Raw genomic sequence first — 25,076 nt, forward strand, 5'->3', positions numbered from 1 at the left:
GGTTACCGTTTGATATTGGTGGTTTCCTGCAACATTTCGTCCACGGTCTGAATCACCTTGGCATTGGACGAATAGGCGCGCTGGGTCTGGATCAGGTTGGTCAATTCCCCGGCGACATCGGTGGTCGACCCTTCCCGCGCGTAGCCCGCGACCGAGCCAGTCGGCCCGTCCCCCGCATCCCAGAGGAAGAACGACCCGGAATCGGGCGAAATGCCGTAGGTCTGGTCGTTGTAGGAGGTCAGGCCGTTCAGATTGGGCACGTCAACCAGCGGGATCTGGTACAGTGTGCGGGTAAAGCCCGTGTCATAGGTGGCCCGCAGCATGCCGTTCTGATCGACCTCCACCTCCATCAAATTGCCGACGGGCGAGCCGTTCTTGACGATGGAGGTCGGCGCGAAATTGTCGGAAAGCTGGGTCAGCCCCGTCGCATCCCCGAGCTTGCCGATGCTCAGTTCCAGTGGCCCGCCCGCGACCGTCAGATTGATTGCGCCGGTCGCGGGGTCATATGCGCCACCCGAAACAGCGCTGACCGAGGCCAGTGTGCCGCCATTGGCGCGGCTGTCGTCGAAGGTGAGCGTATATTCCCCGATCACCGCGCCGTCTTGCGCGGAATCGGTGATCGTCATGGTCCATTGGTTGGAGCGCCCGCCGGTGCCCGGCGTCGGGGTGAAGGTGATGTCCAGCGATTCCGAGGTGCCGAGATTGCCGAAATATTCCACCGAAAGCGGCAGCGGATCGCCCGGGGCGCTTTCGTCAGTTGCTGTGGCGGGCAGGTTCACGCCAAGTCGCACGGCGGTCGTCGGGTCGCCCGCCTGCTGGTTGGTGTTGACCACCACCGGAGAGAGGCCCGACATGGCATCGCGTGGCATCACCGGAATTGTGCCGTCGGCATTGGCGGGCCAGCCCAGCAGCACGAGGCCCGAGGCGGTGCGCAGCACACCGTTTTCATCGGGGCGGAATGCGCCCGTTGTCGTCATCAGCAGCTCGCCCTGACTGCCGCCCATGTTCACGGACCGCATTACGGGCAGCATCCCCCGCCCGGATACCGCGAGATCCAGCGCGCTTGCGGTAGAAACCAGCGACCCGCGTTCGTCGATCAGTCGCGAGGCATTCGCCCGAACGCCACCGGCAGAATAGCTGCCCGCGTTTTGCGCCCCGCTGAGCACGAGCGACTCAAACTCCGTCCAGGCGCGTTTATAGCCATAGGTGCCGGAATTGGCGATGTTGTCGGAAATGGAGGCCAGGCGGCTGGCATTCGCGTTCAGCCCGGCCACCCCGGCATTCAGGGCAGAGGAAATGGTCATCGGAGAGGGCACCTTTCTGCGTGTCGATTCCACTTGCAGAAAGACCCTGCGCTCTCGCGCTTAACATTGCCCTAATGCGGCACAGGCGACTTTGCTATCTGTCCCGCCGCAACAGAACCACCTCAACCCGGTTGTTCCGGTTTGCCATGGGATCGGCGGTCACCGGCTTGCGGTCGGCGTGGCCGGTGATGCGCCGCAATCGCGAGGCGGGCACACCGGCGGATTGCAGCAATCCGCGCAGGGCATCGGCGCGGGCCGCCGAAAGCTCCCAAATCGGATTGCGTGCCAAAGCCATGGGATAAGAGCGGACATGGCCATTCACCGCGAGTTCGTTGCTGGTGATGTCCAGAACCTCTGCCAGCATCGTCGCAATCTCGCGCAGAACCGGCTCTGGCCTGGCAGAATCGGGGGCGAAAAGGGCGGCGTGGTCCAGATCGAAAATCTCGATCACCAGACCTTCGTCGGTGACGCGGGTGACGACATGGCGCAAGGCGCGCTGCATCGTCATGCTTTCGCCGCTGAACGCGGTCAGATGCTTGTCGATCTCGGTCTTGATTTCATGCAGTTCACCCGCCCCGCCCTCGCCGGTTTCCGAAGGCGAGCGACCGCCCGCCAATCCGGTGCCAGAGCGCGCACGCGCGTCTTGCGAAAAGGGAGAATCTCCCCCCAATACGTCGACCCCACCCCCTGAAGGCGAGATTGAGGCGGTCGGGGCGAAGTAATCCGCCACACCCTTGCGCTGTTCTTCAGTCGTCGCGCCCAGCAGCCACATCAGCAGGAAAAACGCCATCATGGCGGTCACGAAATCGGCATAGGCGACTTTCCACGCCCCCCCGTGGTGACCATCGCCCCCGACGATCTTTTTCCGTTTGATGATGACTGGCGCGGCAGAATTCTTGCCGGCCATCACACACCCATCCTTTTACACCCATGCCCAGACTAGCCCGGCGGGGTGAACTGGCGGTTAAAGGATAAAAGGCGCGGGATATTCCGGCTCAGACCCCGTGCAGCACCAGTGCCAGGCCCTGACCGACACCGACGCAGAGCGTGGCCAGCGCGGTCTTACCGCCGGTTTCCGCCAGTTGCCGTGCGGCGGAAAGGGCAATACGTGCGCCGGACATGCCAAGGGGATGCCCCATGGCGATGGCCCCGCCGTAGCGGTTCACCTGCGGCGCATCGTCGGGCAGACCCCATTGCCGCAGGCAGGCGAGCGCCTGCGCGGCGAAGGCCTCGTTCAGCTCGATCACGTCGCAATCGGCGGGGCGCAGGCCGGTGCGGGCGGTGATGCGTTCAACGGCTGCAACCGGGCCGATGCCCATGATACGCGGCGCGACGCCTGCGCTGGCGGCGGCACCGATTCGGGCCAGCGGGGTCAGGCCATGCGCTTTCACCGCCGCTTCCGAGGCCAGCAGCAGCGCACAGGCGCCGTCATTCACGCCCGAGGCATTGCCTGCCGTCACGCTGCCCCCCTGGCGGAAGGGCGTGGGCAAGGCGGCGAGCTTCTCCAGCGTCGTCGCACGGGGGTGTTCATCCCCGGCCACCACCGTATCGCCCTTGCGGCCCGGAATGGTGACCGGCGCGATGTCGCCTGCATGCCATGCGGCATCGTAGCGGCTTTGGCTGCGCAGGGCGAAAGCGTCCTGATCGTCGCGGGACACACCGAAATCGGCGGCCACATTCTCTGCGGTCTCGGGCATCGACTCGACGCCGAATTCCGCCGCCATGCGCTTGTGGATAAAGCGCCAGCCGATCGTCGTGTCATAAACCGCATTCGAGCGCGAAAACGCGCTGTCCGCCTTGGGCATGACGAAGGGCGCGCGGCTCATGCTTTCGACGCCGCCCGCGATCACCAGATCAGCGGCGCCGGTGGCGATGGAACGGGCGCCGAGGATGACAGCATCCAGCCCCGAGGCGCACAACCTGTTCACAGTGACGCCCGGCACGCTTTCGGGCAGGCCGGACAGCAGGACAGCCATGCGCGCGACGTTGCGGTTGTCCTCGCCCGCCTGATTGGCGCAGCCGAGGATCACCTCGTCCACCGGCAGGTCACGCCCCGCCAGCGCGGCGGTGATGGCATGGGCCGCCAGATCGTCGGGCCGCACCGCCGACAGGCTGCCAGCGTAGCGGCCGATGGGTGTGCGTTTGCCGGAGCAGAGATAAACGGCGGTCATGCAAGGGCCTCCAGCGCGGGGGATGCGTCATAGCGGGGTTTCAGCGCGTCGGGCGCGGCGGCGCGCAGGCGGGCGAGTTCGGCCCGGATCACGGACAGGCCATGGACACGCGCGCTTTCAAACGGGCCGCGCGGGAAGTTCAGCCCCAGTTTCAGCGCAGTATCGATGCCCGCCATATCGGTGCCGCCTTCGGCCAGCAGTGTCGCGGCCTCGTTGGCCAGCATCGCCTCAATCCGCAGGACAATCGTCGCCGCATCGGCAGGGGCAGGCGGGAGCGGGTCGGGGTGGAGGAAACCCCGACCCGTCTTGCGGCCAAGATGGCCGCTTTCCACCTGCGCACGCAGCGCGGGGAACACATGATAACGCGGGCTTTCCCCCATCGCGGCCAGCAAGCTTTCGGTGGCGGCAAGGTTGATGTCGGCCCCTACAAGGTCGATCAGTTGGAACGGCCCCAGCCGATAGCCTGCCGCGACCATGGCCGCGTCAATCTCGCCTGCGCTGCGACCTTCGTCCAGCAGGGCCAGCGCCTCGCCGTAATAGGGCCGGGCGCAGCGGTTGACGATGAAGCCGGGCGTGTCGGCGCAGGGGATGACGGTCTTGCCGGTCGCTTCGGTCAACCGGCGGGCGGTTTCGGCTGCGCCGGGCGTGGTGCCGGGCAGGGTGATGAACTCCACCAGCTTCATCACCGGCGCGGGGTTGAAGAAATGCAGCCCGACCAGACGGCCCGGATCGGTCAGGCCAACCGCAATCGCCCCCACGGACAGCGACGAGGTGTTGGTAGCCAGGACCGCGTCGGAAATCCGTTCAACTTCTGCGAAAAGCGTCTGCTTGGCGTCAATCTTTTCGGCAATCGCCTCGATGATCAGCGCACAGGGGGCGAGGTCGGCCATATCGCAGACCGTGATCCGGTCCAGCAGCGCCTCCATCTCTGCCGCGGGCATCTTGCCCGAGGCGACGCGCGGCGCCAGTCCGTCGCGCAGGCGCTGCATGGCGCTTTCGCGCGCGGGCGCCCAGGCATCTGTCACGCGCACTTCGTGGCCCGTCGTGGCGTAAACCTGCGCGATACCAAGCCCCATGACGCCCAGACCGACAACTCCGATCACTGCCATTCTCGCCCTCCTGCTTTGATCCCATGCTGAGCCTTTGGCAAAAAGATTTCAAGTCAGAAATTTCAAGCTTGAAATAACGGCGCGACGGTGGCAGCATGATTGCAAGGAACGCGAAAACCGCGGGAGGTTTACGATGAAAGTGCTCTGCCTTGGGGGCGGCCCGGCCGGTCTCTATTTCGCCATCTCGATGAAGCTGCGCGACCCGTCGCATCAGGTGACGGTGCTTGAACGCAACAAGGCCAACGATACCTTCGGCTGGGGTGTTGTGCTGTCGGATGACGCGCTGGGCCGGATGCAGAAGAACGACCCCAAATCGACCGAGGCGATCCGGTCGAACTTTGCCTATTGGGATGATATCGCCACGATCCATAACGGCGTGCGCACCGTGTCGGGCGGGCACGGGTTCGCCGGGATCGGCCGCAAGGCGATGCTGGTTCTGTTGCAGGAACGGGCGCGCGAACTGGGCGTGGATCTGCAGTTCGAGACCGAGTTCAAGGCAGCCGAGGAATATCGCAAGGAATATGACATCGTCGTCGGCTGCGACGGCATCAATTCCGTTGTGCGGCGGGAATATCAGGCCGAGTTCAAGCCCGATATCGACGTGCGCAAATGCAAGTTCATCTGGCTGGGCACGCATCAGAAATTTGACGACGCTTTCACCTTCATCTTCGAGAAGACGAAGCATGGCTGGGTCTGGGCGCACGTCTACCAGTTTGACGACAAGACCGCGACCTTCATCGTCGAAACCCTGCCCGAGACCTGGGATAAATGGGGTTTCGAGACGATGAGCAAGGAAGAGATCATCGAGACCTGCCGCCAGATCTTTGCCGCGCATCTGGGCGGACACGAGCTGATGTCGAACGCCAATCACCTGCGCGGCTCGGCGGTGTGGATGCAGTTCCCCCGCGTGATCTGCGAAAAGTGGTATCACGAAAACGTCGTCCTGATGGGCGATGCGGCGGCGACCGGGCATTTCTCGATCGGCTCCGGCTCGCGTCTGGCTTTCGACAGCGCCATTGCGCTGGCCGAATATCTGCACAGCGAGCCGACGCTGGAACGCGCCTTTGCCCGCTATCAGGACGAACGCCGCGTCGAGGTACTGCGCCTGCAATCGGCGGCGCGCAACAGCCTTGAATGGTTCGAGGAGGTCGAGCGTTACCTCGACATGCACCCGACCCAGTTCGCCTATTCGCTGCTGACCCGCAGTCAGCGCATCAGCCACGAAAACCTGCGCCTGCGCGATCCGAAATGGCTGGCCTCGGCTGAAGACTGGTTCCAGGAGCAGGCGGGGGGCGAAAAAGGCCGCCGCCCGATGTTCGCGCCCTTCAGGCTGCGGGACATGACGCTGAAGAACCGCATCGTGATGTCGCCCATGGCGCAATACAAAGCGGTGGATGGCTGCCCGACCGACTGGCACTTCACCCATTACGCCGAACGCGCCAAGGGTGGTGCTGCGCTGATCTATACCGAGATGACCTGCGTCTCGGCCTCGGGCCGCATCACCCCTGGCTGCCCCGGTCTTTACAAGCCGGAACACGAGGCGGCGTGGAAACGACTGGCCGATTTCATCCATGCGGAAACCACGGCGAAGCTGTGCATCCAGATCGGCCATGCCGGGCGCAAGGCTTCGACCTGCGTGCCGTGGGATGGCGGGATCGACAAGCCGCTGCCCTCGGGCAACTGGGAGATCATCGCCGCCTCGGCCATCCCCTACCGCCCCGAGAACCAGACCCCCCGCGCCATGACCCGTGCCGATATGGACGAGGTGAAGGCGCAGTTCGTGGCCTCGGCCCAGATGGCCGACCGTGCAGGCGTCGACATGATCGAGATGCACGCGGCGCATGGCTATCTGCTGGCCACCTTCATCAGCCCGGTGACCAACAAGCGCGACGACGACTACGGCGGCAGCCTTGAAAACCGCATGCGCTATCCGCTGGAAGTGTTCGAGGCGATGCGCGCGGTCTGGCCTGCCGGCAAGCCGATGTCGGTGCGGATCAGTGCTCATGACTGGATCGACGGCGGCGTGACACCGACCGAGGCGCTGGAAATCGCCCGCATGTTCCGTGCGGCGGGGGCCGACATCATCGACGTCTCCTCGGGTCAGACCGACCCGGCGGAAAAGCCGGTCTACGGTCGCATGTTCCAGACCCCGTTCTCGGACCGCATCCGCAACGAGGCAGGCATGCCCACCATGACCGTCGGCAATATTTCGGACTGGGATCAGGTGAATGGTATCCTGATGGCAGGCCGGGCCGATCTGGTCTGTCTGGCGCGGATGCATCTGGCGAACCCCTACTGGACGCTGCATGCTGCGGTCGAGCAGGGCGATACCGCCGCCGAATGGCCGGCGCCCTACAAGGGCGGGCGCGATCTGCTGTATCGCCTGCGCGAGCGCCAGCAGGAAACCATCCGGGTCTGAGGAGACGGGTATGAGCATCGAGGGCAAGCGCGTTCTGATCACCGGCGGCGGCACTGGCGTGGGGGCCGACCTTGCGCGCGGCTTCGCGGCGGCGGGCGCCGAAGTGGTGATCGCCGGGCGCCGCCTTGCCCCGCTGGAAGATGTGGCCGCGCGGGTCGGTGCTCGCGCGGTGACGGCCGATGTGACGGATGAGGAGTCGGTTGTGGCGATGTTTGCTGCTGCCGGTCCCTGCGACATTGTCATCGCCAATGCGGGCGCTGCCGAAAGCGCGCCCTTGGGCCGCACGACGCTGGCGCAATGGAATGCCATGATGGCGGTCAACCTGACCGGCGTGTTCCTGACCTTCCGTGCGGGCCTTGGTCAGATGAAAGGCTGGGGGCGGCTGATCGCCGTCGCCTCGACCGCCGGGCTGAAGGGGTACGCCTATGTCGCGCCTTATGCGGCGGCGAAGCACGGGGTGGTCGGCCTGACCCGCAGCCTCGCGCTGGAAGTGGCAAGGAAGCCGGTGACGGTGAACGCGCTTTGCCCCGGTTTTCTGGATACCGAGATGACCGCGCGCTCGGTCGCCAATATCATGGACAAGACCGGGATGGATGCGGCGGCGGCGCGTGCTTCGCTGGAGGCGACAAATCCGCAAAAACGGCTGATTCAGCCTGCCGAAGTGACCGCCGCGGCACTTTGGCTCTGTGCAAACGGGTCCGAGGGGATAAACGGTCAGGCAATTGCGATTGCCGGAGGAGAGACATGACCGACCCCGCGAAGCCCGATCCCCTGTCGAAACGCCGTCTGAAAAGCTGGATCCGCCTCTTGGGTGTGACAAGGGCCGCCGAAAACCACCTGCGCGAATTTCTGCGGGTAAATCATGACACCACGCTGCCACGCTTTGACGTGATGGCTGCACTCTGGCGCCGCCGCGAGGGTGTCACCATGAGCGAGTTGAGCCGCATGCTGCTGGTGTCGAACGGCAATGCAACGGCGGTGGTGGACCGGCTGGAAAAGGACGGGCTGGCGAAACGCACGCAAAGCGCCACCGACCGGCGCACCGTTTATGTGGCCCTCACCGAAGAGGGCCTGCGCCAGTTCGAGCAACTGGCAACAGATCACGAGGGCGAGGTGAACAAGCTGTTCGCCAGCCTCACCGAAGACGACCTTGATGCGCTGACGGAAATCCTGAAGCGCGCGGGGCAGAGGGGAGAGACGGCATGACCGAGCTGGAACTGGCGGGGCTGAAGCCCGAACATTTTCTGTGGGAGGTAAAGGACCGCATTGCGACGGTTCGGCTGAACCGCCCTGACCGCAAGAACCCGCTGACCTTCGACAGCTACGCAGAGCTGCGCGATACGTTCCGCAAGCTGGTTTATGCGACCGATGTGGATGTGGTGGTCTTTGCCTCGAACGGCGGCAATTTCTGTTCCGGCGGCGATGTGCATGATATCATCGGTCCGCTGGTCGGCATGGACATGAAGCAGTTGCTGGCCTTCACCCGCATGACCGGCGATCTGGTCAAGGCGATGATCGGCTGCGGCAAGCCGATCATTTCGGCGGTAGATGGCATCTGCGTGGGGGCTGGCGCGATCATCGCCATGGCCTCGGATCTTCGGATCGCCACGGCCGAGGCGAAGTGTGCTTTCCTGTTCACCCGAGTCGGTCTGGCGGGCTGCGATATGGGCGCCTGCGCCATGCTGCCACGTATCATCGGGCAGGGTCGCGCGGCAGAACTGCTGTATACCGGCCGGGTGATGAATGCCGAGGAAGGCGCCGCCTGGGGCTTCTGGAACGCCTTGCATGGCGCCGAGTCGCTGGAGGCCGAGGCGCAGAAGCTCGCCACCCGCATCGCCGCCGGGCCGACCTTTGCCCATGGCATCACCAAGACCCAGCTGAACCAGGAATGGAACATGGGGCTGGAGCAGGCCATCGAGGCCGAGGCGCAGGCGCAGGCGATCTGTATGCAGACCCGCGATTTCGAGCGCGCCTATCACGCCTTCGTCGCGAAGGAAAAGCCGGTGTTTCAGGGCGATTGAGTGCGGACCGGGGGTTTCACACCCCCGGACCCCCTTGGGATATTTGAGGACAGAAAATGGCAGACCGGACTTTCCTTTCCTGGCCCTTCTTTGAAGACCGTCACCGCGAGCTGGCGGAAGCGGTTGACGCATGGGCGGGGGCGCATCTGCCGGTGGATCATGGCGATGCCGATGCGGCCTGTCGCGGTCTGGTGGCCAGTCTGGGCGCGGCGGGGTTCCTGCGCCATAGCGGCGCGGCCGAGGGCGAGGTGCTGGATGTCCGCTCGCTTTGCCTGATCCGCGAGACGCTGGCACGGCATGATGGTCTGGCGGATTTCGCCTTTGCGATGCAGGGGCTGGGCATGGGCGCCGTCAGTCTGTTTGGCAGCCCTGAACAGCGGGCCTGGCTGGACCGGACGCGGGCGGGCAAGGCGATTTCGGCCTTCGCGCTGACCGAGCCGGGTTCCGGGTCGGACGTGGCGCATACCGCGACGACGGCAGAGCGTGTGCCGGGCGGGTTCCGGCTGAGTGGCGAGAAGACCTATATCTCCAACGGCGGGATCGCCGATGTCTATGTGATCTTCGCCCGCACGGGCGAGGCGCCGGGCGCGCGCGGGTTGTCGGCCTTTCTGATGCCGGCCGATGTCGCAGGGCTGGAAATCCTTGACCGGATCGACGTGATCGCGCCGCATCCGCTGGCGCATCTGCGGCTGAACGACGTGTTCCTGCCGGACAGCGCGCTGATCGGGCAAGCCGGATCGGGCTTCAAGATCGCCATGTCGGTGCTGGATGTGTTCCGCTCTACCGTCGGGGCGGCGGCGCTGGGCTTTGCGCGCCGCGCGCTGGATGAGGCGCTGGCGCGGGTGCAGGTGCCGCGCGTCAGTGGCGGGACGCTGGCTGATTACCAGATGGTGCAGGGCCATATCGCCGATATGGCGCTGGAGGTTGATGCCGCAGCGCTGCTGATCTATCGCGCGGCCTGGACCAAGGACAGCGGTGCCGCACGGGTCAGCCGCGAGGCGGCCATGGCCAAGCTTTACGCCACCGAGGCGGCGCAGCGGGTCATCGACACCGCGCTGCAACTGCATGGCGGCGATGGCGTGCGGCACGGGTTCGCGGTGGAAAGCCTTTACCGCGAGATCCGGGCGCTGCGCATCTATGAAGGCGCGACAGACGTGCAGAAAGTGGTCATCGCGCGCTCGGTTCTTGGCTGATCAGGGAGGACGGCATGAGCAAGGCACTGGACGGCGGCATCACCCGCAACGGCACGGGGATCGAAGGTCTCGAATGGAACATCCTCGGTCAGCGGTATTTCCCGAAGGCCGATTGCGATGCGGCCTTTGCGTTTGAAACTAACAGCGAGCCGGGCCAGTTCGTGCCCGTGCATATCCACCCGACTCAGGACGAGTTCATCCTCGTGCAGGAGGGGGAGCTGCATCTGAAGCTTGACGGCGTGTGGTCGGTGGCGAAGGCGGGCGATCTGGTGCGGATGCCGCGCGGCGTGCCGCATGGCTATTTCAACAAATCCGACAAGCCCGCGCGGGCGCTGTTCTGGGTCTCGCCCGCCGGCAAGCTGCGCGACCTGTTCGAGGTGCTGCATGACATGACCGATGTCGATGCGGTGGTGAAAGCCTCTGCCGAACACGATGTGGATTTCCTGCCACCGGAGGCCAACGACTGATGATCTACGAGCGGCTCATCCAGATCGAGTTCAATCACTGCGATCCGGCGGGGATCGTGTTCTATCCCCGTTATTTCGAGATGACCAATTCGGTGGTCGAGAATTTCTTCGCCGATGTGGTGGGCCGCAGTTTCGCGCAGATGCATCTGCAAGGCGGGGCGGGGGTGCCTACCGCGCGGCTGGAGGCGAATTTCCGCGTCCCCTCGCGGCTGGGCGAGAAGGTAACCTTCGGGCTGGAACTGCACCGCGTCGGCGGCAGCAGCGTCAACCTGACGATCACCGCCCGGCTGGGCGACGAGGTGCGGATGGTGGCGGAGATCACGCTGGTCTGGGTGGAAGGGCTGAAAGCCGCCCCCTGGCCCGAAGACATGCGCAGGCGCATGGTGGAATTCATGGAGGCAAAGGCATGACGATCGAGGCACTGCACCCGAAGGGGTGGAAGGCGACACCGGGCTATTCCAACGGGATGGCGGCAACCGGGCGGATGGTGTTCACCGGCGGCATGATCGGCTGGAACGACCAGCAGGAATTCGAGACCGACGATTTCGTGGGACAGGTCGAAGCTGCGCTGAAAGGCATCGTGGCCGTTCTGGCAGAGGCCGGGGCGAAGCCCGAACATCTGGTGCGGCTGACCTGGTATGTGACGTCGAAAAGCGAATACCTCGACAGTCTCAAGGATCTGGGTCGCGTCTACAAGGCGGTGATCGGGCGGCACTATCCGGCGATGGCGCTGGTGCAGGTGGTGGCGCTGGTCGAGGACCGCGCAAAAGTCGAAATCGAGGCCACGGCGGTCATTCCGCAGGGCTGACACATCCGGCAGAGGCGCGCAGAAGACGCGCCCTGCCATTATCACATGGGAGACTGACATGCCGGAACCGATCCTCGGGCCCACTGGCCATATCGACACGTTCACACGCGACAACCTGCCGCCCTTCGATCTGTGGCCCGAGATCGAGCTCGGTCCCTACCGTTATCCCGACTGGCTGAATGCGGCGGTGGAACTGACCGATGCGATGGTCGCCAAGGGCTTTGGCGACAATGTCGCGCTGATCGGCAATGGCCGGATGCGGACCTACAAGGAACTGACGGACTGGACCAACCGCATCGCGCATGCGCTGGTCGAGGATTATGGGGTGAAGCCGGGCAACCGCGTGCTGATCCGGTCCGCCAACAATCCGGCGATGGTGGCCTGCTGGCTGGCCGCGACCAAGGCGGGGGCGGTTGTGGTGAACACCATGCCGATGCTGCGCCATGGCGAGCTGAACCAGATCATCGACAAGGCCGAGATCACCCATGCGCTGTGCGATACCCGGCTGATGGAAGAGCTGGTCGTGGCGGCCAAGAACAACCGTTTCCTGAAAACGGTGGTGGGCTTTGACGGCACCGCCAACCATGACGCCGAGCTGGACCGGATGGCGCTGTCGAAGCCGGTGAAGTTTGATGCGGTGAAGACGGGCCGCGACGACGTGGCGCTGCTCGGTTTCACCAGCGGCACCACGGGCGAGCCGAAAGCGACGATGCATTTCCACCGCGACATCCTGATCATCGCGGATGCCTATGCGCGCGAAGTGCTGAACGTGCAGCCCGAGGATGTGTTTGTCGGCTCGCCTCCCTTGGCCTTCACCTTCGGTCTGGGTGGGCTTGCGGTATTTCCGCTGCGCTTTGGCGCTTCGGCCGCACTTCTGGAAAATGCCTCGCCGCCGAACATGATCGAGATCATCCAGAAATACCGGGCGACGGTCTGTTTCACTGCGCCGACCGCCTATCGCGTGATGCTGCGCGCGATGGAGGAAGGCGCCGATCTGTCCAGCCTGCGCGCCGCGGTTTCGGCGGGGGAAACCCTGCCCGGCCCGGTCTATGAAGACTGGATCGCCAAAACCGGCAAGCCGATGCTGGATGGCATCGGCTCGACCGAGATGCTGCATATCTTCATCACCAACCGTTTCGGCGACAGCTTCCCCGCCTGCACCGGGCGGCCCGTGACCGGCTACAAGGCCATGATCATGGCGCCCGATGGCTCCGAAATGCCGCGTGGCGAGATGGGGCGTCTTGCGGTGAAAGGCCCGGTCGGCTGCCGCTACATGAGCGCGCCGGACAAGCAGCGCGCCTATGTGAAGAATGGCTGGAACCTGACGGGCGACAGCTTCTGGCAGGATGAGGCGGGCTATTTCCACTTCGCCGCGCGGACCGACGGCATCATCGTCTCCTCGGGCTACAATATCGCGGGGCCAGAGGTGGAGGCGGCGCTGCTGGCGCACCCGGATGTGGCCGAATGTGCGGTGATCGGGGCACCGGATGCGGAACGCGGCCAGATCGTCGAGGCGCATGTGGTGCTGGCGGCGGGCGTGCTGGCCGACCGCGCCACGATCAAGATGTTGCAGGATCATGTGAAAGCGACCATTGCGCCCTTCAAATACCCCCGCTCCATCGTGTTCCGCGAGGCGCTGCCCAAGACTGAAAGCGGCAAGATCCAGCGCTTCAAGCTGCGCGACGGGATGTAAGGCCCGGCGGGGCGGTCAGTCGCGGCGCCAGAGCAGCGCATCCAGCGACCACCGCCCCGGCCCCCGCGCGATCAGCGCAAGGAAACAGGCCGCCCAGGTGCCATGCACCTGCCATGCCTCGGGGTAGACGAAGATCTGGATGGCTAGCGTCATGCCCAGCAGCGCCAGTGCCGACAGGCGCGTCGCCAGGCCCAGCACCAGCAGGATCGGGAACAGATGTTCCGATACCGTGGCCAGCACGGCAGCAAGGTCTGACGGGATCAGCGGCAGCGCATATTCATTTTTGAACAGGAACCATGTGCTGTCCCTGATGGTGAACAGCCCCTCGACCTTCGTCCGGCCCGAGGTAAAGAACACGGCCGCCGGAAAGACGCGCAGCGCAAGCCCTGCGATGTCCCACAGCAGGGGAGCAAAGCGGGCTTCGGCTGTTTCAAGGCGAGTTTGCAGGCGGGGGGAGAGAAGCGCGGTCATGGGGTTTCTCCGAAGGTGATCTGGGTGATGGCGCCGTGGCGGATCAGGCGCATCAGGAACGGGCCTGCATCGTGGCGGGGCTCGGCTGCGGTTGCGGCCTCGGCTGCGGCGAGCAGCGAATGGCCCGCCATCAAGCTGGCAAGAAAGGCATTGTCGCCGGGAGCAAGCGTCTCGACCTGCACGGCGTCCTGACGATCCCGCAACACCAGCGCGGCCTCGGTGCGGGCAGCCTCGATCTTGCCGGGCGTAGCGGTGCCGGGCTGGTTGGCCTGCCAGATGGTGACAAAGGCCCAGGGCGCCACAAGCCGCTGCACTGACGGATGCAGGGGCAGGCGTGCGCGATCCGCCCCGGCAGCCGCAGCCGCCACAGCCTCGGGCGGGGCAGGTGCTGCATCGGCTGCGTGATAGGCGCGGCCGCGCGCCAGTTCCAGCCGCGCGACATCGGGCAGGTAGGGCAGCCCGGCCAGCGGCGGAAAGGCTGCGAGGAAATCGGGGAAGGTCTCGCCCCATTGGAACAACACAGGCGAGGGGGGCGGGCTGTCCTTCCAGTAGACTCCGGCCATGGCGGCGAAGAACTCCGCCCCCACCAGCCGCTCCACAACCGGGAACCGGGCTTTCAGGGCCTCGGTCAGCGAATGCGCCACATTGTTGCGATAGACGGCGAAACGGCGCTCCGCCTCATCCGGCGCTGTTGCGGTCACACCAGGGGGCAGGCCCCCCGCTGCGATGGCCTGTCCGAAGGCGGCAATGAACTCAGGATGCGAGCGCACGGCGGGCCTCTTGCGCAAGGGTCAGGATGACGCTGGCGCGGTCGGCCTCCGCCATCAGCTCGGCAAAGATCGGCACGTCATTGTCCCATTCGATCAGCGTCGGCAGCGGGCCGCTGCGCATCACGGTTTCGGCAAACAGCGCCCAGACCGGATCGGCGACCGGGCTGCCATGCGCGTCGATCAGCAGCGGACCAGAGGGCAGTTCCTCCTCGGCATGGCCGCCCAGATGAATCTCGCCCGCCAGATGCAGCGGGAAATCGGCCAGCCAGGCGCGCGGGTCCATCCGGTGATTGGTGCAGGACACAAAGACGTTGTTCACATCCAGCAACAGGCCGCAGCCGGTGCGGCGCGCGATTTCGGTCAGAAACGCGGTCTCGGGGATTTCCGACTGTTCGAAGATCACATAGGTCGACGGGTTTTCCAGCAGCATCCGCCGCCCCAGCGCGGTCTGCACTTCGTCGATATGGTCGCAGACAACGTTCAGGGTTTCCGGCGTATAGGGCAGGGGCAGCAGGTCGTTCAGGTAATCGGTGCCATGGCTGGACCAGGCCAGATGTTCGGAAAAGCTCTCGGGTTGATAGCGATCCACCAGCGCACGCAGCCGGGCCAGATGACCGGCGTTCAGCCGCCCGGCGCCGCCGATGGACAGGCCCACCCCATGCAGCGACAGCGCATAATCCTGCCGCAGGGCGGTCAGCATCCGGTGCGGCGGGCCGCCTGCGCCCATGTAATTCTCGGCATGCACCTCAAAGAACCCCAATGCAGGGCGGGTGTCGCGGATGGCGGGAAAATGTTCGGGCTTGAAGCCAAGTCCGGCGGCGGCGGGAAGGGCGGGCTGCATCTTGTCCTCCTCGGGGCAGGGTGGCCGGGGCTGGGGACGCCCCGGCCGGTCGCTTTGCCGGGGCCATGCGAGGCCCCGGCGGCGATCACATCTTGACCGGCTCCAGCGAACCCATGCCATGCGGGGTCTCGATGCTGGCGCAGGTGCCGGCGGGGACGTATTTCCAGGCGTTGCCCTGATAGTCTTTCGTCGCAGTGCCGGCGCAGGTGGTGCCTGGGCCTGCCGCGCAGTCGTTCTGCCCCGCCATGGCGACGCCATAGCACTTTTCCATATCGCCCTCGGCCTGCGCCTGTGCGGCGGCCAGCGTCAGCGCGGTGGCCAGCGTGGCGGTCAGCGACAGGGTCTTGGTCATCATGGTCATCGGGTCATCCTCCGTTGGATCTGAAGCAAGGGCGCGTCCGGCCCTCGCAGTGCATTTCGCCGGACGGGCCGGGGGCGTTACTGGCATCACGCTTATGTGTTCACCCGTGATCCATTGCAGAAATGTCGTGAGCGGCTGTAACAAGGTCAGGCTGACGGCGTAATGCAGGACAGTATGAGAGACAGCGAAAGCGAATGGTCGGTGCTGATGCGGGCTGCGATCGGCGGTGACGGGCGTGCCTATGCACGCCTGCTGACGGAGATCACGCCGGTGCTGCGCGGGATCGTGCGGTCGCGCGGGCGGACGCTGCCGCCGGACCGGCACGAGGACATCGTGCAGGATGTGCTGCTGGCGATTCACGAGAAGCGGCACACCTGGCGTCCCGACAGTCCGCTGAAGCCGTGGCTCTATGCCGTGACGCGGCACAAGGTGGTGGATGCCTTTCGTCGCCGGGGCGCATCGGTGCATCTGCCCATCGAGGATTTCACCGAATTCCTCGAAAGCGAGCCTGGCCCCGACCCGCTGGCGCGGCGCGATACCGACCGGCTGCTGGCCGGGATCGACGACCGTTCCGCTGCAATCGTGCGGGCGGTGGCGATTGAAGGCGAGGAAACCGGCGCCGTGGGCGCGCGGCTGTCGATGACCGAGGGTGCGGTGCGCGTGGCGCTGCACCGGGCGATGAAGAAATTGGCCCGTCTGGGCGCCGGGAGCGGCGGCGATGGACCGGGCCGGGGACGTGACGAATGAGAACCGAAGATCTCATTTCCCGACTGGTGGCGGAGCCGCCACGCCCGCCGCTTCGCGCGGCGGCGATGGCGCTGGCCATGCTGGTCGCACTGGCGCTGCCGCTGGGGTGGTTTCTGGGCAGCATGGGGATGCGGCCGGATCTGGAGGCGGCGCTGCTCGCGCCGGTGACGGCGGCGAAGTCGCTGCTTCCCTTCGTGCTGGGCGCCACGAGTGTCGCGCTGGCGCTGCATCTCGCGCGGCCCGAGGCACGGGTGGGGCGTCGGCTGGTTCCGGCTGCGCTGGTCGGGCTGGCGGCGCTGGGGCTGTGGCTGGGCTTCTGGGTGCAGACGCCAACGCAGGCGCTGGGTGCGGCAATCCGTGGCTCTACCCAGGTGAAATGCCTGACGACCATTACCCTGATGTCCCTGCCGCCCCTGGCGGTAGGGCTGCTGATGCTGCGGCGCGGGGCGAGTTCTGCGCCCGCGCTGTCAGGGGCTGTGCTGGGGCTTGCCTGCGGTGGAATGGCGGCGGCTGGCTATGCGCTGCACTGCACCGAGGATAATCCGCTGTTCTACGTCACATGGTATGGCGCCGCGATTCTTGCCGCAGGTGGCATCGGCGCGCTTCTGGGGTGGCGTTTGCTGCGCTGGTAAGGCTTGCCGCTTCGGGCGTTATCGTTTTAACCTTGAAGCATCAGCGACAGCGGAGATTTGGCGATGCAGGATATCGTGACGGGGCTGGAGGAACTTCTGGGCCCCGACGTGGTCACCCGTGCGGGTGATGTGCCCGAGGCCTATCGCCATGACTGGTCTGGCCTGACCCCGGTGGAGCCGCTGGCGCTGTTGCGGCCCCGCGATACGGCGGGGGTGTCAGCGGCGCTGCGGTTCTGCAACGAACATGGCGTGGGCGTCGTGCCGCAGGGCGGGCGCAGCGGCATTTCCGGTGGCGCCATGCCGGTGGCGGGGGCGGTTGTGCTGTCGCTCGACCGGCTGAATCAGATCGAGGAGGTCGATCCGCAGATGGCCACACTGACCTGTGGCGCGGGTGTGGTGCTGGAAAAGGCGCAGCAGGCAGCGGCGGAGGCAGGGCTGATGCTGGCCGTCGATCTGGGCGCGCGGGGGTCGTGCACCGTGGGCGGCGTTATCTCCACCAATGCGGGCGGCAATCAGGTGATCCGCTACGGCATGGCGCGCGAGCATGTGCTGGGGCTGGAGGTCGTTCTGGCCGATGGCACGGTGATCACCGCGCTGAACAAGATGCTTAAGAACAACGCCGGGCTGGACCTGAAACAGATGTTCATTGGCACCGAGGGGCTGTTGGGCGTGGTCACCCGCGCCGTGATGCGTTTGCAACCGCGCCCGCCCCATACCGCTACCGCCTTCCTTGGCCTTGCCGATACGGCGGCGGTGATCGACATGCTGGCCCGCGCCCGCGCGGCACTTGGCCCGCAACTCACCTCGTTCGAGGTGATGTGGCCGAGCTTCTTTCACCATATGTCCGAAGGCACCGGCATCGGCAGCCCGCTGACCGGGCGCCATGGCGTCTATGTGGTGATCGAGGCCAGCGGCTTTGCCGAAGGCGGCGCCCGTGCCGCGCTGGAAACCTACCTTGAGGCCGCGCTGGATGCGGGCATGGTCGAGGATGCGGTGATCGCCGCCAACAGCCGCGAGGAACGCAGGCTCTGGGCCGTGCGCGAAAGCGTGGCCGAATTTGCCCGCGTGGTCGGCCCGATCATCGCCTTTGATGTCGGCCTGCCGCTGATGCGCATGGACGAGGCCGTGCGGCGCTGCGAAAGCGGCATTGCCGAACGCTGGCCCGGTGCGCTGGCGCTCAGCTATGGCCATATCGGTGACAGCAACCTGCATCTTGTGGTCTCGGTCCCTTCGGCTGGCAAGAACCAGCCGGAGTCCGAGGTCAAGAAGCTGGTCTACGGCATCGTGCGCGAGATGGCGGGCACGATTTCCGCCGAACATGGCATCGGCCTGATCAAGCGCGATTACCTTGCCTACAGCCGCAGCCCCGAGGAAATCGCCACCATGCGGGCGGTCAAAGCCGCGCTGGATCCGAAGGGGATTCTCAATCCGGGCAAGGTGCTTTCGCCCTGATTGAAAGAGCATGTGTCTGCAACCTTCTTATGGGCGGCCCGGTCAGTGCAGGGTCGCCCTTTCTTGTGGCCGAATCTGAAATATTGCACATTTTTTCAATGACTTGATAGTGAAAAGGTGGAGGGTGAACTTCGCTTTTCGGATATTTCAGGTTTGAACTTGTTTTATTTGCATATGCATGTTTTAATCCGCTTCATAAGAGTTTCGGCCGGGGTCCGGCGGGCATTGCCCGCACCGCTCCCGGTGATCGGAAAAAGCGGACGACAGAGCCGCTGCCGGTCTTGCGATCCTGACAGAAAAGACATCCAACGGAGGTTATGCTATGAGAATGTTCAAGGCCTTTGCCGCCGCGGCCCTGCTGGGGTCGTTCGGCACGGCTTCTGTGGCGGAAGATGTGATCGAAGCGGTCCACTTCACGCCGACCCAGGTGGGCTTTGCCCAAAGTTTCCTGCGCTTCGTCGACCGGGTGAACGAGCGCGGCAAGGGTGTCGTGCAGATCAACGTGCGCGGTGGCCCCGAGGTTGTGCCGAACCCGCAGCTGGGCACGGCTCAGCAAAGCGGCCTGATCGACATGATGAATGCGCCTGCGGGCCTGTATCTGGAAATCGTGCCGGAAGGCGAGGTGTTCTCGGCCTCGGGGATCAAGCCCTGGGAAGCGCGTGAGAACGGTGGCTGGGATGCGATCGACAAGATCTATCAGGAAAAGGGCAATGCCAAGCTGCTGGCCCATGTCGACGCCGGGGCCGGTTTCTGGCTGTGGACCGTGGACGAGCCGAAGCTGACCGAGGATGGCATGCTGGACTTCAGCAAGCTCGTGATCCGCGCCTCGCCGCTTTACAAACAGTTCTTCGAAAGCCTTGGCGCGCAGATGATCGTGCAGCCGGCCGGGGATGTGTATACCTCGCTGGAGCGCGGCGTGATCAACGCCAATGCCTATCCTTCCATCGGGTACAAGGCCTTCGGCTGGGACAAGTTCACCCGCTACCGGGTCGAGCCGGGGTTCTTTCACCTCGACGTGCTGATCTCGATGAACCTCGATAAGTGGAACTCGCTTTCGGACGAATCGAAGAAGATCCTCAACGAGGTTGCCATCGAATACGAACGCGAAAGCTATGACGCGATTGCCAAGGAAGACCAGGAATCGCGCGCTGCGATGGAAGCCGAGGGCATGAAGATTGTGGAAATGACCGGCGCAGGCCGTGACAAGTTCCTCGCCGAAGCTGCCAAGGCAAGCTGGGACCGCATGAAGGACCGCGATCCGACCCATGTGGAAGAGCTGCGCAAGTTGTTCCCCTGAGACCTGCCGGGCCGCACCTGATGTGCGGCCCTTTTCCTTGCGAGGGGGTGCGTGACACGTGCTCCGCCCCCCGACTGGCGCCAGAGTTCCCGACAGGGTGAACCGGCGCATGGCCCGGATGGGCTGCTTTGCGGATGGAGCGGATGACCACCTTCTTCGATATTGTCGGCCGGGTTTCCTGGCTGCTGGCCGTTGTGGCAAAACTGCTGATCGGGCTGCTGATCCTGTTCGTGGTGTCGGATGTCGTTGCCCGGAACCTCGGGATGCGCGCGCTGACCTGGGCCATTTCGGCCTCCGAATACAGCCTGCTGTATCTGACCTTCCTGTCGATGCCCTGGCTCGTGCGCAACAAGGGACATGTCTTTGTCGTGTTCCTGCGGGGGCTTTTGCCGCCTGCCGGACGAGCGCTGCTGGAAAAGCTCATGTACATCGCCTGCATCGTACTGTGCCTCTACCTCGGCTGGATCGCGGCAACCTCGCTGTCGGTGGCGGTGGCAAAGGGCACCTATGAAACCCGCACCTTCGACATGCCGAAATGGGCGGTGTTCCTGCCGATCATGCTGGGCTTTGGCCTGTCCGCGCTGGAGTGGCTGCGCTTCCTGCTGACGCCGGTGTCGATGTACGACATCAACCCGACCGAGATGGAGGGCATGTGATGGACTGGCTTTATCCTTTCGCCGTGCTCATCGGCTCGATCATCACGCTGATGGGGCTGGGCCTGCCGGTGGCCTTTGCCTTCTTCGCCACCAATATCCTTGGCGCGCTCCTGTACTTTGGCGGTACGCGGGGCATCACGCAGATGGTGGCGAATTTCAACGATGCGGTGGCGACCTATGCACTGGCGCCGCTGCCGATGTTCCTTGTCATGGGCAGCCTGTATTTCCGGTCCGGTCTGGGCGAGAAGGTCATCCACGCGCTTGATCTTGCCATCGGCAACCTGCGAGGGCGACTGTCCTATGTCGTGCTCAGCGCCGGGGCGATCTTCGCCGCGCTGTCGGGGTCGAGCCTTGCCAATGCGGGGATGATGGGCTCGCTGATGGCGCCCGAGATGCTGAAGCGGAAATATAAACCGCATATGGCCTATGGCCCGATCCTTGGCGCGGGCAGCCTTGCCGTCATCATCCCGCCCTCGGCGCTGGGGGTGCTGCTGGGTTCGCTGGCGCAGATCGACGTGGGGGCGCTGCTGATTGCCGGAGTGTTGCCGGGCCTGTTGCTGGTGTCGATGTATGCCGTGCTGATCTGGGTGCAGACCCGCATCGACCCCGAGGCCGCGCCGCAATATCCCGTGCCGCAGGTCACCGGCCGCGAAAAGCTGAAAGCCGTGCTGGTGAACATTATCCCCATGGGCTTTCTGGTGTTCATGGTGGTGGGCACCATCATCCTTGGCATCGCCACGCCGACGGAATCTGCCGGTCTGGGCTGTGCGGGCGTCGTGCTGTTGCTGATGGTCTATCGCAAGTTCAGCTTCGCGGTGCTGTGGAAGTCGCTGGATGATGCGATGAAGGTCACGGCGATGACCTTCCTCATCATCTCGGCCTCGATGACCTTCTCGCAGATCTTCGCCTTCTCGGGTGCCTCGAACGGGTTCATCCAGTATATCACCGGCTTCGACCTTGGCCCGCATGGCATCGTGCTGATGATGGTGGTGACGGTGCTGATCCTTGGCATGTTCATGGATCAGGTCTCGATGATGCTGATTACCCTGCCGCTGTTCATGCCGATCGCCAGCCAGTACGGGTTTGATACGGTCTGGCTGGGGCTGATCCTGCTGCTGGCCTATGAGGTGGGCTTCACCACGCCGCCGTTTGGCATGTTGCTGTTCGTCGTACTGGGCGTGGCGGAACCGGGGACATCCCTGAAAACCATCGCCATGTCGGCGCTGCCCTATGTGCTGCTGACGCTGCTTCTGATCGTGATCATCATGATCTTCCCGCAGCTGGCGCTGTTCCTGCCGAGCCTGATCTGAGGAGCTGACCGATGAGCTTTGCACTGGTGATGTTCTGGCAGGGTGGCGCGGCACTGACCGAGGCGGGGCGCGGCAGGCTGCGCGCCCTGCTGGGCGGGCTGGCGGGTGTGGATCGGTCGATCCTCTACACCCCCGCCAGGGCAAGCGATCTTTACACCGACGATGGCGCGGGCCCCACGCTGGGTGTGCAGATCGAGGCCCCGAGCCTTGAGGCGCTGGAGGCGGCTTGCGCCGCTGACGGCGCCTTGCAGGCGCTGGCCGATCCAGATTTCCTGCCGGAACTGGCGGGGGCTCAGGCGGATCAGCAGATGTTCGTCCTGCGCCGCTATCCGGTGGATGAGGCGCAGATGCAGACGCCCGCGGGCGAAATGCCTTGTTCCTATGTGGTGCACTATCCCGGCCCGGCACAGGATTATAATGCCTGGATGACGCATTACATCGCCGGACATCCGCCGATCATGCGCCGCTTTCCCGGCATTCGCGGCATCGAGATCCTGACGCGCTGCGACTGGATTTCCGCGCTGCCCTTCGCCCGTGCCGGTCACATGCAGCGCAACCGTGTGCTGTTCGACAGCCCGGCCGCGCTGACTGCCGCGCTGCATTCGCCGGTGCGCCACGAGATGCGGGCGGATTTCCATACCTTCCCGCCCTTCGAGGGCGGGAATTACCACTTCCCGATGTCGACCGAGGTGGTCTGAGCCTTATGGCAGCAGGATCAGCCGTCCGCGGCTGATCTCGCCCGCCGCAAGCCGGCGCTGCGCCTCCGCCGCCTGATCCAGCGACAGGCGGTCCGCGATCTGCGCTTTCAGCACGCCCTGCGCCGCAAGGTTCAGCACCTCGGTCACCACGCTGGCATCGTCCGTGATCATCGCGCGGGTGACGCGGACGCCGTGTTCCGCGCCGCGATCCTCGAACGGGGCGGCGGTCAGCCAGACCAGATGTCCGCCGCGTTTCAGAACGGCATAGCTGGCAGCATGGACCGCGCCGCCCATCAGGTCGAACACCACATCCTGCGGCGGCAGCTCGGTCAGGGCGTCCCGGTCATAAGCGATGATCCGCGTGGCCCCCAGACCGCGCACATAATCGGCGTTGCGGCTGTGGCAGGTGGCGCTGACCTCGGCCCCCAGATGGGCGCAAAGCTGCACCAGCAGCCCGCCCACCGCACCCGCGCCGGAATGCACCAGCACGCGCTGCCCCGCTGTCACCCCCGCCGCGCGGCAGGCGATCAGCGCGGAAAGGCCGGAGTTCACCAGCGCGGCGCCTTCTTCCATAGCCAGCGCATCGGGTAGCGGCACGGTCAGGGCCGCATCGGCGGCGATCATGCTGGCATAGCACCCTGCTCCGCGCGCGGGCGGCGCCATGACGGCGACGCGCTGTCCGGGCGTAAAGCCGGTGACACCCGGCCCGCAGGCGAGCACGCGGCCCGTGCCATCCCGGCCGGGGATCTTGGGAAATTCGGGCGTGAAATGCGCAGCCAGCATCCCGGCGCGCAGTTTCCAGTCCAGCGGTGCGACGCTGGCGGCCTCCAGCGCGACCAGAACCTGACCGGGGCCAGGCTCCGGGTCGGGCAGGGTGCCATGTTCCAGCACTTCGGGGCCGCCATAGCCGCGATAAAAGATCGCCTGCATCAGAACCCCTCCCGCGCGCGCGCCACGGCGGCGCCCGCAGCATCGGCCAGATGGCGCGCATCATTGCCGATCAGGAAGAAGGTGATGCCCAGTTCGCGCCAGCCCGGCACCTCGTCGGGCGAAGCGCAGAACATGCCCACCGCCTTGCCCGCCGCGCGCGAGACCTTGGTGATGCGCTTGATCGCCGCCATCAGCCTTGGTCGCCCCTCCGGCCCCAGCGCGCCCAGCGTCACCCCCAGATCGCCGGGGCCGATGAAGATGACATCCACACCCTCCACGGCCGCGATGTCCTCGATATTCTCCAGCGCGCCGGGGGTTTCGGCCTGAATGGCCAGCAGGATGCGACTGTTCGCCGTCGCCAGATAATCGGGGATGCGATAGCCGAACCCCGCCGCGCGCCCTGGCCCGACCCCGCGCACTCCGACCGGCGGATAGCGCGTGGCGGCGACGGCGGCGCGGGCCTCGTCGGTGGTGGAGACGCGGGGCACCAGCACCCCGTCGGCGCCGCTGTCCAGCACGCCCGCGATGCTGTCGGGCAGATGCCCCGGCACGCGCATGATGACCGGCACGCCATGCAGTTGCGCGGCGCGGATCATCTCTTCCGCGCGCTCGCGGCCGATGGGGGCGTGTTCGCCGTCAAGACACAGGAAATCCGGCGCGGTGGCCGCGCAGATTTCCACCGCCGTCGGATGCGGGATGGCGCAGAACAACCCGGCCAGCGGCTCGGGGGCGATACAGCGGCTGCGGAAATCGGTCATCTGGGCCTCGCGCGCAGGAATGATATTTCAGGATTAAAGTATTTCCCCGTCCGCGCCGCAAGCCCCCTCGCGCGCCATGGCCTGCGTAAGCTCCGCCAGCCGGTCGCGCGCGGGCGAGGGCGTGCCGCGATGCCAGACCAGCGCCAGATGCAGCCGCACCTCCATGTCGGTGACCGGCAGGAAGCGCACGCCGGGCGGCGGGCGGTGCCGCTGGTTTTCATTCACGAAGGCCATGCCCAGCCCGGCATTCACGAGTGCGAGGATGTCGGCCTCGCTTTCCGTCTCGGCGATGCGGCGCGGGGTAACCCCGGCACCGCGCAGTGCGGCGGTCAGATCATCCGACAGGCGTGGGCTGGCACCGCGACGAAAGCCGATCATGTCTTGTCCCTCCAGATCGGCCAGCCGCACCCCGGTCCGCGCCGCGAAGGGGGCGCCAGAGGGCACGGCGAGGATCATCCGGTGAAAGCCAAGCGCCAGCTGCCCCAGCGCCGGATCGTCGGGCGGGTTATACAGGAACCCGGCATCCAGCGTGCCGCCTTGAATCGCGGCAAGCTGCGCGGGGGAGGACATGGCGCTGAGCGCGAGTTCGACCTGCGGAAATTCGGCGCGGAAGCGGCGGATGGTTTCGGGCAACAGGCCCTGCCAGGCCGCCACCTCGATCAGCCCCAGTCGCAGCCGCCCGCCAGTGCCGGCCGCTGCCGAACGCGCCGCCGCCACGGCGCGGGCAAGCTGCGCCTTCACCTCGCGCGTCTGGTCCAGAAACACCCGACCTGCCGGGGTCAGCCGCACCCCGCGCGGCAGCCGTTCGAACAGGTCGATCCCCAGTTCCGCCTCAAGAAGCTGCATCTGACGGCTCAGCGCCGGTTGCGCGATGCGCAGACTGGTCGAGGCGCGACCGAAGTGTTCGGTCTCGGCAATGGCAATAAAATAGTGAAGCTGTCTCAGTTCCATGTGTTTTGATAGTAAGT

Annotated in this window: 27 protein-coding genes; 16 read left to right on the forward strand and 11 right to left on the reverse strand. The window is 65.3% G+C overall.

Features of this window, described 5'->3' with window-relative positions; genetic code table 11:
* Positions 1–2: 2 nt before the first annotated feature.
* The 4 genes from C8N34_RS17000 to C8N34_RS17015 all read right to left on the reverse strand — a co-directional run bounded on the left by C8N34_RS17000 (position 3) and on the right by C8N34_RS17015 (position 4,584).
* Positions 3–1,304: a flagellar hook protein FlgE gene (locus C8N34_RS17000; protein WP_054304347.1), complete on the reverse strand. Its 1,302-nt coding sequence runs from the start codon at positions 1,302–1,304 to the stop codon at positions 3–5.
* A gap of 94 nt (positions 1,305–1,398) precedes the next feature.
* Complete coding sequence (locus tag C8N34_RS17005) at positions 1,399–2,211, reverse strand: flagellar motor protein MotB (RefSeq protein ID WP_108129776.1); 813 nt, start codon at positions 2,209–2,211, stop codon at positions 1,399–1,401.
* Between the two features lie 88 nt (positions 2,212–2,299).
* Positions 2,300–3,475, reverse strand: a complete 1,176-nt coding sequence (locus C8N34_RS17010; protein WP_108129777.1) for an acetyl-CoA C-acyltransferase — start codon at positions 3,473–3,475, stop codon at positions 2,300–2,302.
* The gene (locus C8N34_RS17015; protein WP_108129778.1) at positions 3,472–4,584 is read right to left on the reverse strand and encodes a 3-hydroxyacyl-CoA dehydrogenase; all 1,113 of its coding nucleotides are present in this window, start codon (positions 4,582–4,584) and stop codon (positions 3,472–3,474) included. Before C8N34_RS17015 ends, C8N34_RS17010 begins: the two co-directional genes overlap by 4 nt.
* 133 nt (positions 4,585–4,717) lie before the next feature.
* On the opposite strand from C8N34_RS17015, the gene C8N34_RS17020 reads away from it, so the two are divergent.
* From C8N34_RS17020 to C8N34_RS17060, 9 genes are all read left to right on the forward strand, one after another.
* Positions 4,718–7,003, forward strand: a complete 2,286-nt coding sequence (locus C8N34_RS17020) for a bifunctional salicylyl-CoA 5-hydroxylase/oxidoreductase (protein WP_108129779.1) — start codon at positions 4,718–4,720, stop codon at positions 7,001–7,003.
* A gap of 10 nt (positions 7,004–7,013) precedes the next feature.
* A complete protein-coding gene (locus C8N34_RS17025; RefSeq protein WP_108129780.1) occupies positions 7,014–7,751 on the forward strand; it encodes an SDR family NAD(P)-dependent oxidoreductase in 738 nt (245 codons plus the stop codon).
* Positions 7,748–8,209 (forward strand): MarR family winged helix-turn-helix transcriptional regulator, encoded by a 462-nt coding sequence (locus tag C8N34_RS17030; protein WP_054304341.1) that lies wholly within the window; start codon positions 7,748–7,750, stop codon positions 8,207–8,209. Before C8N34_RS17025 ends, C8N34_RS17030 begins: the two co-directional genes overlap by 4 nt.
* The gene (locus C8N34_RS17035; RefSeq protein WP_054304340.1) at positions 8,206–9,024 is read left to right on the forward strand and encodes an enoyl-CoA hydratase family protein; all 819 of its coding nucleotides are present in this window, start codon (positions 8,206–8,208) and stop codon (positions 9,022–9,024) included. The genes C8N34_RS17030 and C8N34_RS17035 overlap by 4 nt, the downstream gene beginning before the upstream one ends.
* A 56-nt stretch (positions 9,025–9,080) precedes the next feature.
* On the forward strand, positions 9,081–10,217 hold the full coding sequence (locus C8N34_RS17040) for an acyl-CoA dehydrogenase family protein (RefSeq protein WP_108129781.1): 1,137 nt from the start codon (positions 9,081–9,083) through the stop codon (positions 10,215–10,217).
* A gap of 14 nt (positions 10,218–10,231) precedes the next feature.
* Positions 10,232–10,684, forward strand: coding sequence for a cupin domain-containing protein (locus C8N34_RS17045; RefSeq protein ID WP_054304338.1), 453 nt, complete (start codon positions 10,232–10,234; stop codon positions 10,682–10,684).
* The gene (locus tag C8N34_RS17050; RefSeq protein WP_108129782.1) at positions 10,684–11,094 is read left to right on the forward strand and encodes an acyl-CoA thioesterase; all 411 of its coding nucleotides are present in this window, start codon (positions 10,684–10,686) and stop codon (positions 11,092–11,094) included. The genes C8N34_RS17045 and C8N34_RS17050 overlap by 1 nt, the downstream gene beginning before the upstream one ends.
* Positions 11,091–11,492, forward strand: a complete 402-nt coding sequence (locus C8N34_RS17055; RefSeq protein WP_054304336.1) for a RidA family protein — start codon at positions 11,091–11,093, stop codon at positions 11,490–11,492. Before C8N34_RS17050 ends, C8N34_RS17055 begins: the two co-directional genes overlap by 4 nt.
* Before the next feature lie 70 nt (positions 11,493–11,562).
* Positions 11,563–13,185, forward strand: a complete 1,623-nt coding sequence (locus C8N34_RS17060; RefSeq protein ID WP_199750693.1) for an AMP-binding protein — start codon at positions 11,563–11,565, stop codon at positions 13,183–13,185.
* 15 nt (positions 13,186–13,200) lie between these two features.
* Here C8N34_RS17060 and C8N34_RS17065 read toward each other — a convergent pair whose 3' ends face one another.
* The 4 genes from C8N34_RS17065 to C8N34_RS17080 all read right to left on the reverse strand — a co-directional run bounded on the left by C8N34_RS17065 (position 13,201) and on the right by C8N34_RS17080 (position 15,628).
* Positions 13,201–13,656: a DoxX family protein gene (locus C8N34_RS17065; protein WP_108129784.1), complete on the reverse strand. Its 456-nt coding sequence runs from the start codon at positions 13,654–13,656 to the stop codon at positions 13,201–13,203.
* Complete coding sequence (locus C8N34_RS17070; protein ID WP_158640713.1) at positions 13,653–14,426, reverse strand: HvfC/BufC N-terminal domain-containing protein; 774 nt, start codon at positions 14,424–14,426, stop codon at positions 13,653–13,655. Before C8N34_RS17070 ends, C8N34_RS17065 begins: the two co-directional genes overlap by 4 nt.
* Positions 14,410–15,267, reverse strand: coding sequence for an MNIO family bufferin maturase (bufB, locus tag C8N34_RS17075; protein ID WP_108129786.1), 858 nt, complete (start codon positions 15,265–15,267; stop codon positions 14,410–14,412). Before bufB ends, C8N34_RS17070 begins: the two co-directional genes overlap by 17 nt.
* Positions 15,268–15,352: 85 nt before the next feature.
* Positions 15,353–15,628: a BufA1 family periplasmic bufferin-type metallophore gene (locus C8N34_RS17080; RefSeq protein ID WP_199750690.1), complete on the reverse strand. Its 276-nt coding sequence runs from the start codon at positions 15,626–15,628 to the stop codon at positions 15,353–15,355.
* A gap of 174 nt (positions 15,629–15,802) precedes the next feature.
* Between C8N34_RS17080 and C8N34_RS17085 the strand changes: the two genes are divergently transcribed.
* From C8N34_RS17085 to C8N34_RS17115, 7 genes are all read left to right on the forward strand, one after another.
* Positions 15,803–16,375, forward strand: coding sequence for a sigma-70 family RNA polymerase sigma factor (locus C8N34_RS17085; RefSeq protein WP_199750691.1), 573 nt, complete (start codon positions 15,803–15,805; stop codon positions 16,373–16,375).
* On the forward strand, positions 16,372–17,007 hold the full coding sequence (locus C8N34_RS17090) for an NrsF family protein (RefSeq protein WP_108129788.1): 636 nt from the start codon (positions 16,372–16,374) through the stop codon (positions 17,005–17,007). Before C8N34_RS17085 ends, C8N34_RS17090 begins: the two co-directional genes overlap by 4 nt.
* A 63-nt stretch (positions 17,008–17,070) precedes the next feature.
* On the forward strand, positions 17,071–18,459 hold the full coding sequence (locus C8N34_RS17095; RefSeq protein WP_108129789.1) for an FAD-binding oxidoreductase: 1,389 nt from the start codon (positions 17,071–17,073) through the stop codon (positions 18,457–18,459).
* A 322-nt stretch (positions 18,460–18,781) separates the two neighbouring features.
* Positions 18,782–19,756 carry a TRAP transporter substrate-binding protein DctP gene (dctP, locus tag C8N34_RS17100; protein ID WP_108129790.1) on the forward strand — a complete coding sequence of 325 codons (975 nt, stop codon included), beginning with the start codon at positions 18,782–18,784 and terminating at the stop codon, positions 19,754–19,756.
* A 143-nt stretch (positions 19,757–19,899) separates the two neighbouring features.
* On the forward strand, positions 19,900–20,412 hold the full coding sequence (locus C8N34_RS17105) for a TRAP transporter small permease (protein WP_054304327.1): 513 nt from the start codon (positions 19,900–19,902) through the stop codon (positions 20,410–20,412).
* Entirely contained in the window at positions 20,412–21,722 is a 1,311-nt protein-coding gene (locus tag C8N34_RS17110) for a TRAP transporter large permease (RefSeq protein ID WP_054304326.1), read from the forward strand. The genes C8N34_RS17105 and C8N34_RS17110 overlap by 1 nt, the downstream gene beginning before the upstream one ends.
* An 11-nt stretch (positions 21,723–21,733) precedes the next feature.
* Positions 21,734–22,420: an EthD domain-containing protein gene (locus C8N34_RS17115; protein WP_108129791.1), complete on the forward strand. Its 687-nt coding sequence runs from the start codon at positions 21,734–21,736 to the stop codon at positions 22,418–22,420.
* Between the two features lie 3 nt (positions 22,421–22,423).
* Here the strand turns inward: C8N34_RS17115 and C8N34_RS17120 are convergent, their stop codons facing one another.
* The 3 genes from C8N34_RS17120 to C8N34_RS17130 are packed head-to-tail and all read right to left on the reverse strand — an operon-like array spanning position 22,424 to position 25,059.
* The gene (locus C8N34_RS17120; protein ID WP_108129792.1) at positions 22,424–23,350 is read right to left on the reverse strand and encodes an NADP-dependent oxidoreductase; all 927 of its coding nucleotides are present in this window, start codon (positions 23,348–23,350) and stop codon (positions 22,424–22,426) included.
* The gene (locus C8N34_RS17125) at positions 23,350–24,108 is read right to left on the reverse strand and encodes an HpcH/HpaI aldolase family protein (protein ID WP_108129793.1); all 759 of its coding nucleotides are present in this window, start codon (positions 24,106–24,108) and stop codon (positions 23,350–23,352) included. Before C8N34_RS17125 ends, C8N34_RS17120 begins: the two co-directional genes overlap by 1 nt.
* A 33-nt stretch (positions 24,109–24,141) precedes the next feature.
* Complete coding sequence (locus C8N34_RS17130) at positions 24,142–25,059, reverse strand: LysR family transcriptional regulator (RefSeq protein ID WP_054304322.1); 918 nt, start codon at positions 25,057–25,059, stop codon at positions 24,142–24,144.
* Positions 25,060–25,076 lie beyond the last annotated feature (17 nt).

Origin of the sequence: Gemmobacter caeni (assembly GCF_003054195.1) — a bacterium.
Classification (GTDB): domain Bacteria; phylum Pseudomonadota; class Alphaproteobacteria; order Rhodobacterales; family Rhodobacteraceae; genus Gemmobacter; species Gemmobacter caeni.

What these genes read in the sequence shown, in the direction of transcription:
- C8N34_RS17000 (WP_054304347.1), bottom strand. Translation starts at nt 1,304, where the DNA reads ATGACCATTTCCTCTGCCCTGAATGCCGGGGTGGCCGGGCTGAACGCG.
- C8N34_RS17005 (WP_108129776.1), bottom strand. Translation starts at nt 2,211, where the DNA reads ATGGCCGGCAAGAATTCTGCCGCGCCAGTCATCATCAAACGGAAAAAG.
- C8N34_RS17010 (WP_108129777.1), bottom strand. Translation starts at nt 3,475, where the DNA reads ATGACCGCCGTTTATCTCTGCTCCGGCAAACGCACACCCATCGGCCGC.
- C8N34_RS17015 (WP_108129778.1), bottom strand. Translation starts at nt 4,584, where the DNA reads ATGGCAGTGATCGGAGTTGTCGGTCTGGGCGTCATGGGGCTTGGTATC.
- C8N34_RS17020 (WP_108129779.1), top strand. Translation starts at nt 4,718, where the DNA reads ATGAAAGTGCTCTGCCTTGGGGGCGGCCCGGCCGGTCTCTATTTCGCC.
- C8N34_RS17025 (WP_108129780.1), top strand. Translation starts at nt 7,014, where the DNA reads ATGAGCATCGAGGGCAAGCGCGTTCTGATCACCGGCGGCGGCACTGGC.
- C8N34_RS17030 (WP_054304341.1), top strand. Translation starts at nt 7,748, where the DNA reads ATGACCGACCCCGCGAAGCCCGATCCCCTGTCGAAACGCCGTCTGAAA.
- C8N34_RS17035 (WP_054304340.1), top strand. Translation starts at nt 8,206, where the DNA reads ATGACCGAGCTGGAACTGGCGGGGCTGAAGCCCGAACATTTTCTGTGG.
- C8N34_RS17040 (WP_108129781.1), top strand. Translation starts at nt 9,081, where the DNA reads ATGGCAGACCGGACTTTCCTTTCCTGGCCCTTCTTTGAAGACCGTCAC.
- C8N34_RS17045 (WP_054304338.1), top strand. Translation starts at nt 10,232, where the DNA reads ATGAGCAAGGCACTGGACGGCGGCATCACCCGCAACGGCACGGGGATC.
- C8N34_RS17050 (WP_108129782.1), top strand. Translation starts at nt 10,684, where the DNA reads ATGATCTACGAGCGGCTCATCCAGATCGAGTTCAATCACTGCGATCCG.
- C8N34_RS17055 (WP_054304336.1), top strand. Translation starts at nt 11,091, where the DNA reads ATGACGATCGAGGCACTGCACCCGAAGGGGTGGAAGGCGACACCGGGC.
- C8N34_RS17065 (WP_108129784.1), bottom strand. Translation starts at nt 13,656, where the DNA reads ATGACCGCGCTTCTCTCCCCCCGCCTGCAAACTCGCCTTGAAACAGCC.
- bufB (WP_108129786.1), bottom strand. Translation starts at nt 15,267, where the DNA reads ATGCAGCCCGCCCTTCCCGCCGCCGCCGGACTTGGCTTCAAGCCCGAA.
- C8N34_RS17080 (WP_199750690.1), bottom strand. Translation starts at nt 15,628, where the DNA reads ATGACCATGATGACCAAGACCCTGTCGCTGACCGCCACGCTGGCCACC.
- C8N34_RS17085 (WP_199750691.1), top strand. Translation starts at nt 15,803, where the DNA reads ATGAGAGACAGCGAAAGCGAATGGTCGGTGCTGATGCGGGCTGCGATC.
- C8N34_RS17090 (WP_108129788.1), top strand. Translation starts at nt 16,372, where the DNA reads ATGAGAACCGAAGATCTCATTTCCCGACTGGTGGCGGAGCCGCCACGC.
- C8N34_RS17095 (WP_108129789.1), top strand. Translation starts at nt 17,071, where the DNA reads ATGCAGGATATCGTGACGGGGCTGGAGGAACTTCTGGGCCCCGACGTG.
- dctP (WP_108129790.1), top strand. Translation starts at nt 18,782, where the DNA reads ATGAGAATGTTCAAGGCCTTTGCCGCCGCGGCCCTGCTGGGGTCGTTC.
- C8N34_RS17105 (WP_054304327.1), top strand. Translation starts at nt 19,900, where the DNA reads ATGACCACCTTCTTCGATATTGTCGGCCGGGTTTCCTGGCTGCTGGCC.
- C8N34_RS17110 (WP_054304326.1), top strand. Translation starts at nt 20,412, where the DNA reads ATGGACTGGCTTTATCCTTTCGCCGTGCTCATCGGCTCGATCATCACG.
- C8N34_RS17115 (WP_108129791.1), top strand. Translation starts at nt 21,734, where the DNA reads ATGAGCTTTGCACTGGTGATGTTCTGGCAGGGTGGCGCGGCACTGACC.
- C8N34_RS17120 (WP_108129792.1), bottom strand. Translation starts at nt 23,350, where the DNA reads ATGCAGGCGATCTTTTATCGCGGCTATGGCGGCCCCGAAGTGCTGGAA.
- C8N34_RS17125 (WP_108129793.1), bottom strand. Translation starts at nt 24,108, where the DNA reads ATGACCGATTTCCGCAGCCGCTGTATCGCCCCCGAGCCGCTGGCCGGG.
- C8N34_RS17130 (WP_054304322.1), bottom strand. Translation starts at nt 25,059, where the DNA reads ATGGAACTGAGACAGCTTCACTATTTTATTGCCATTGCCGAGACCGAA.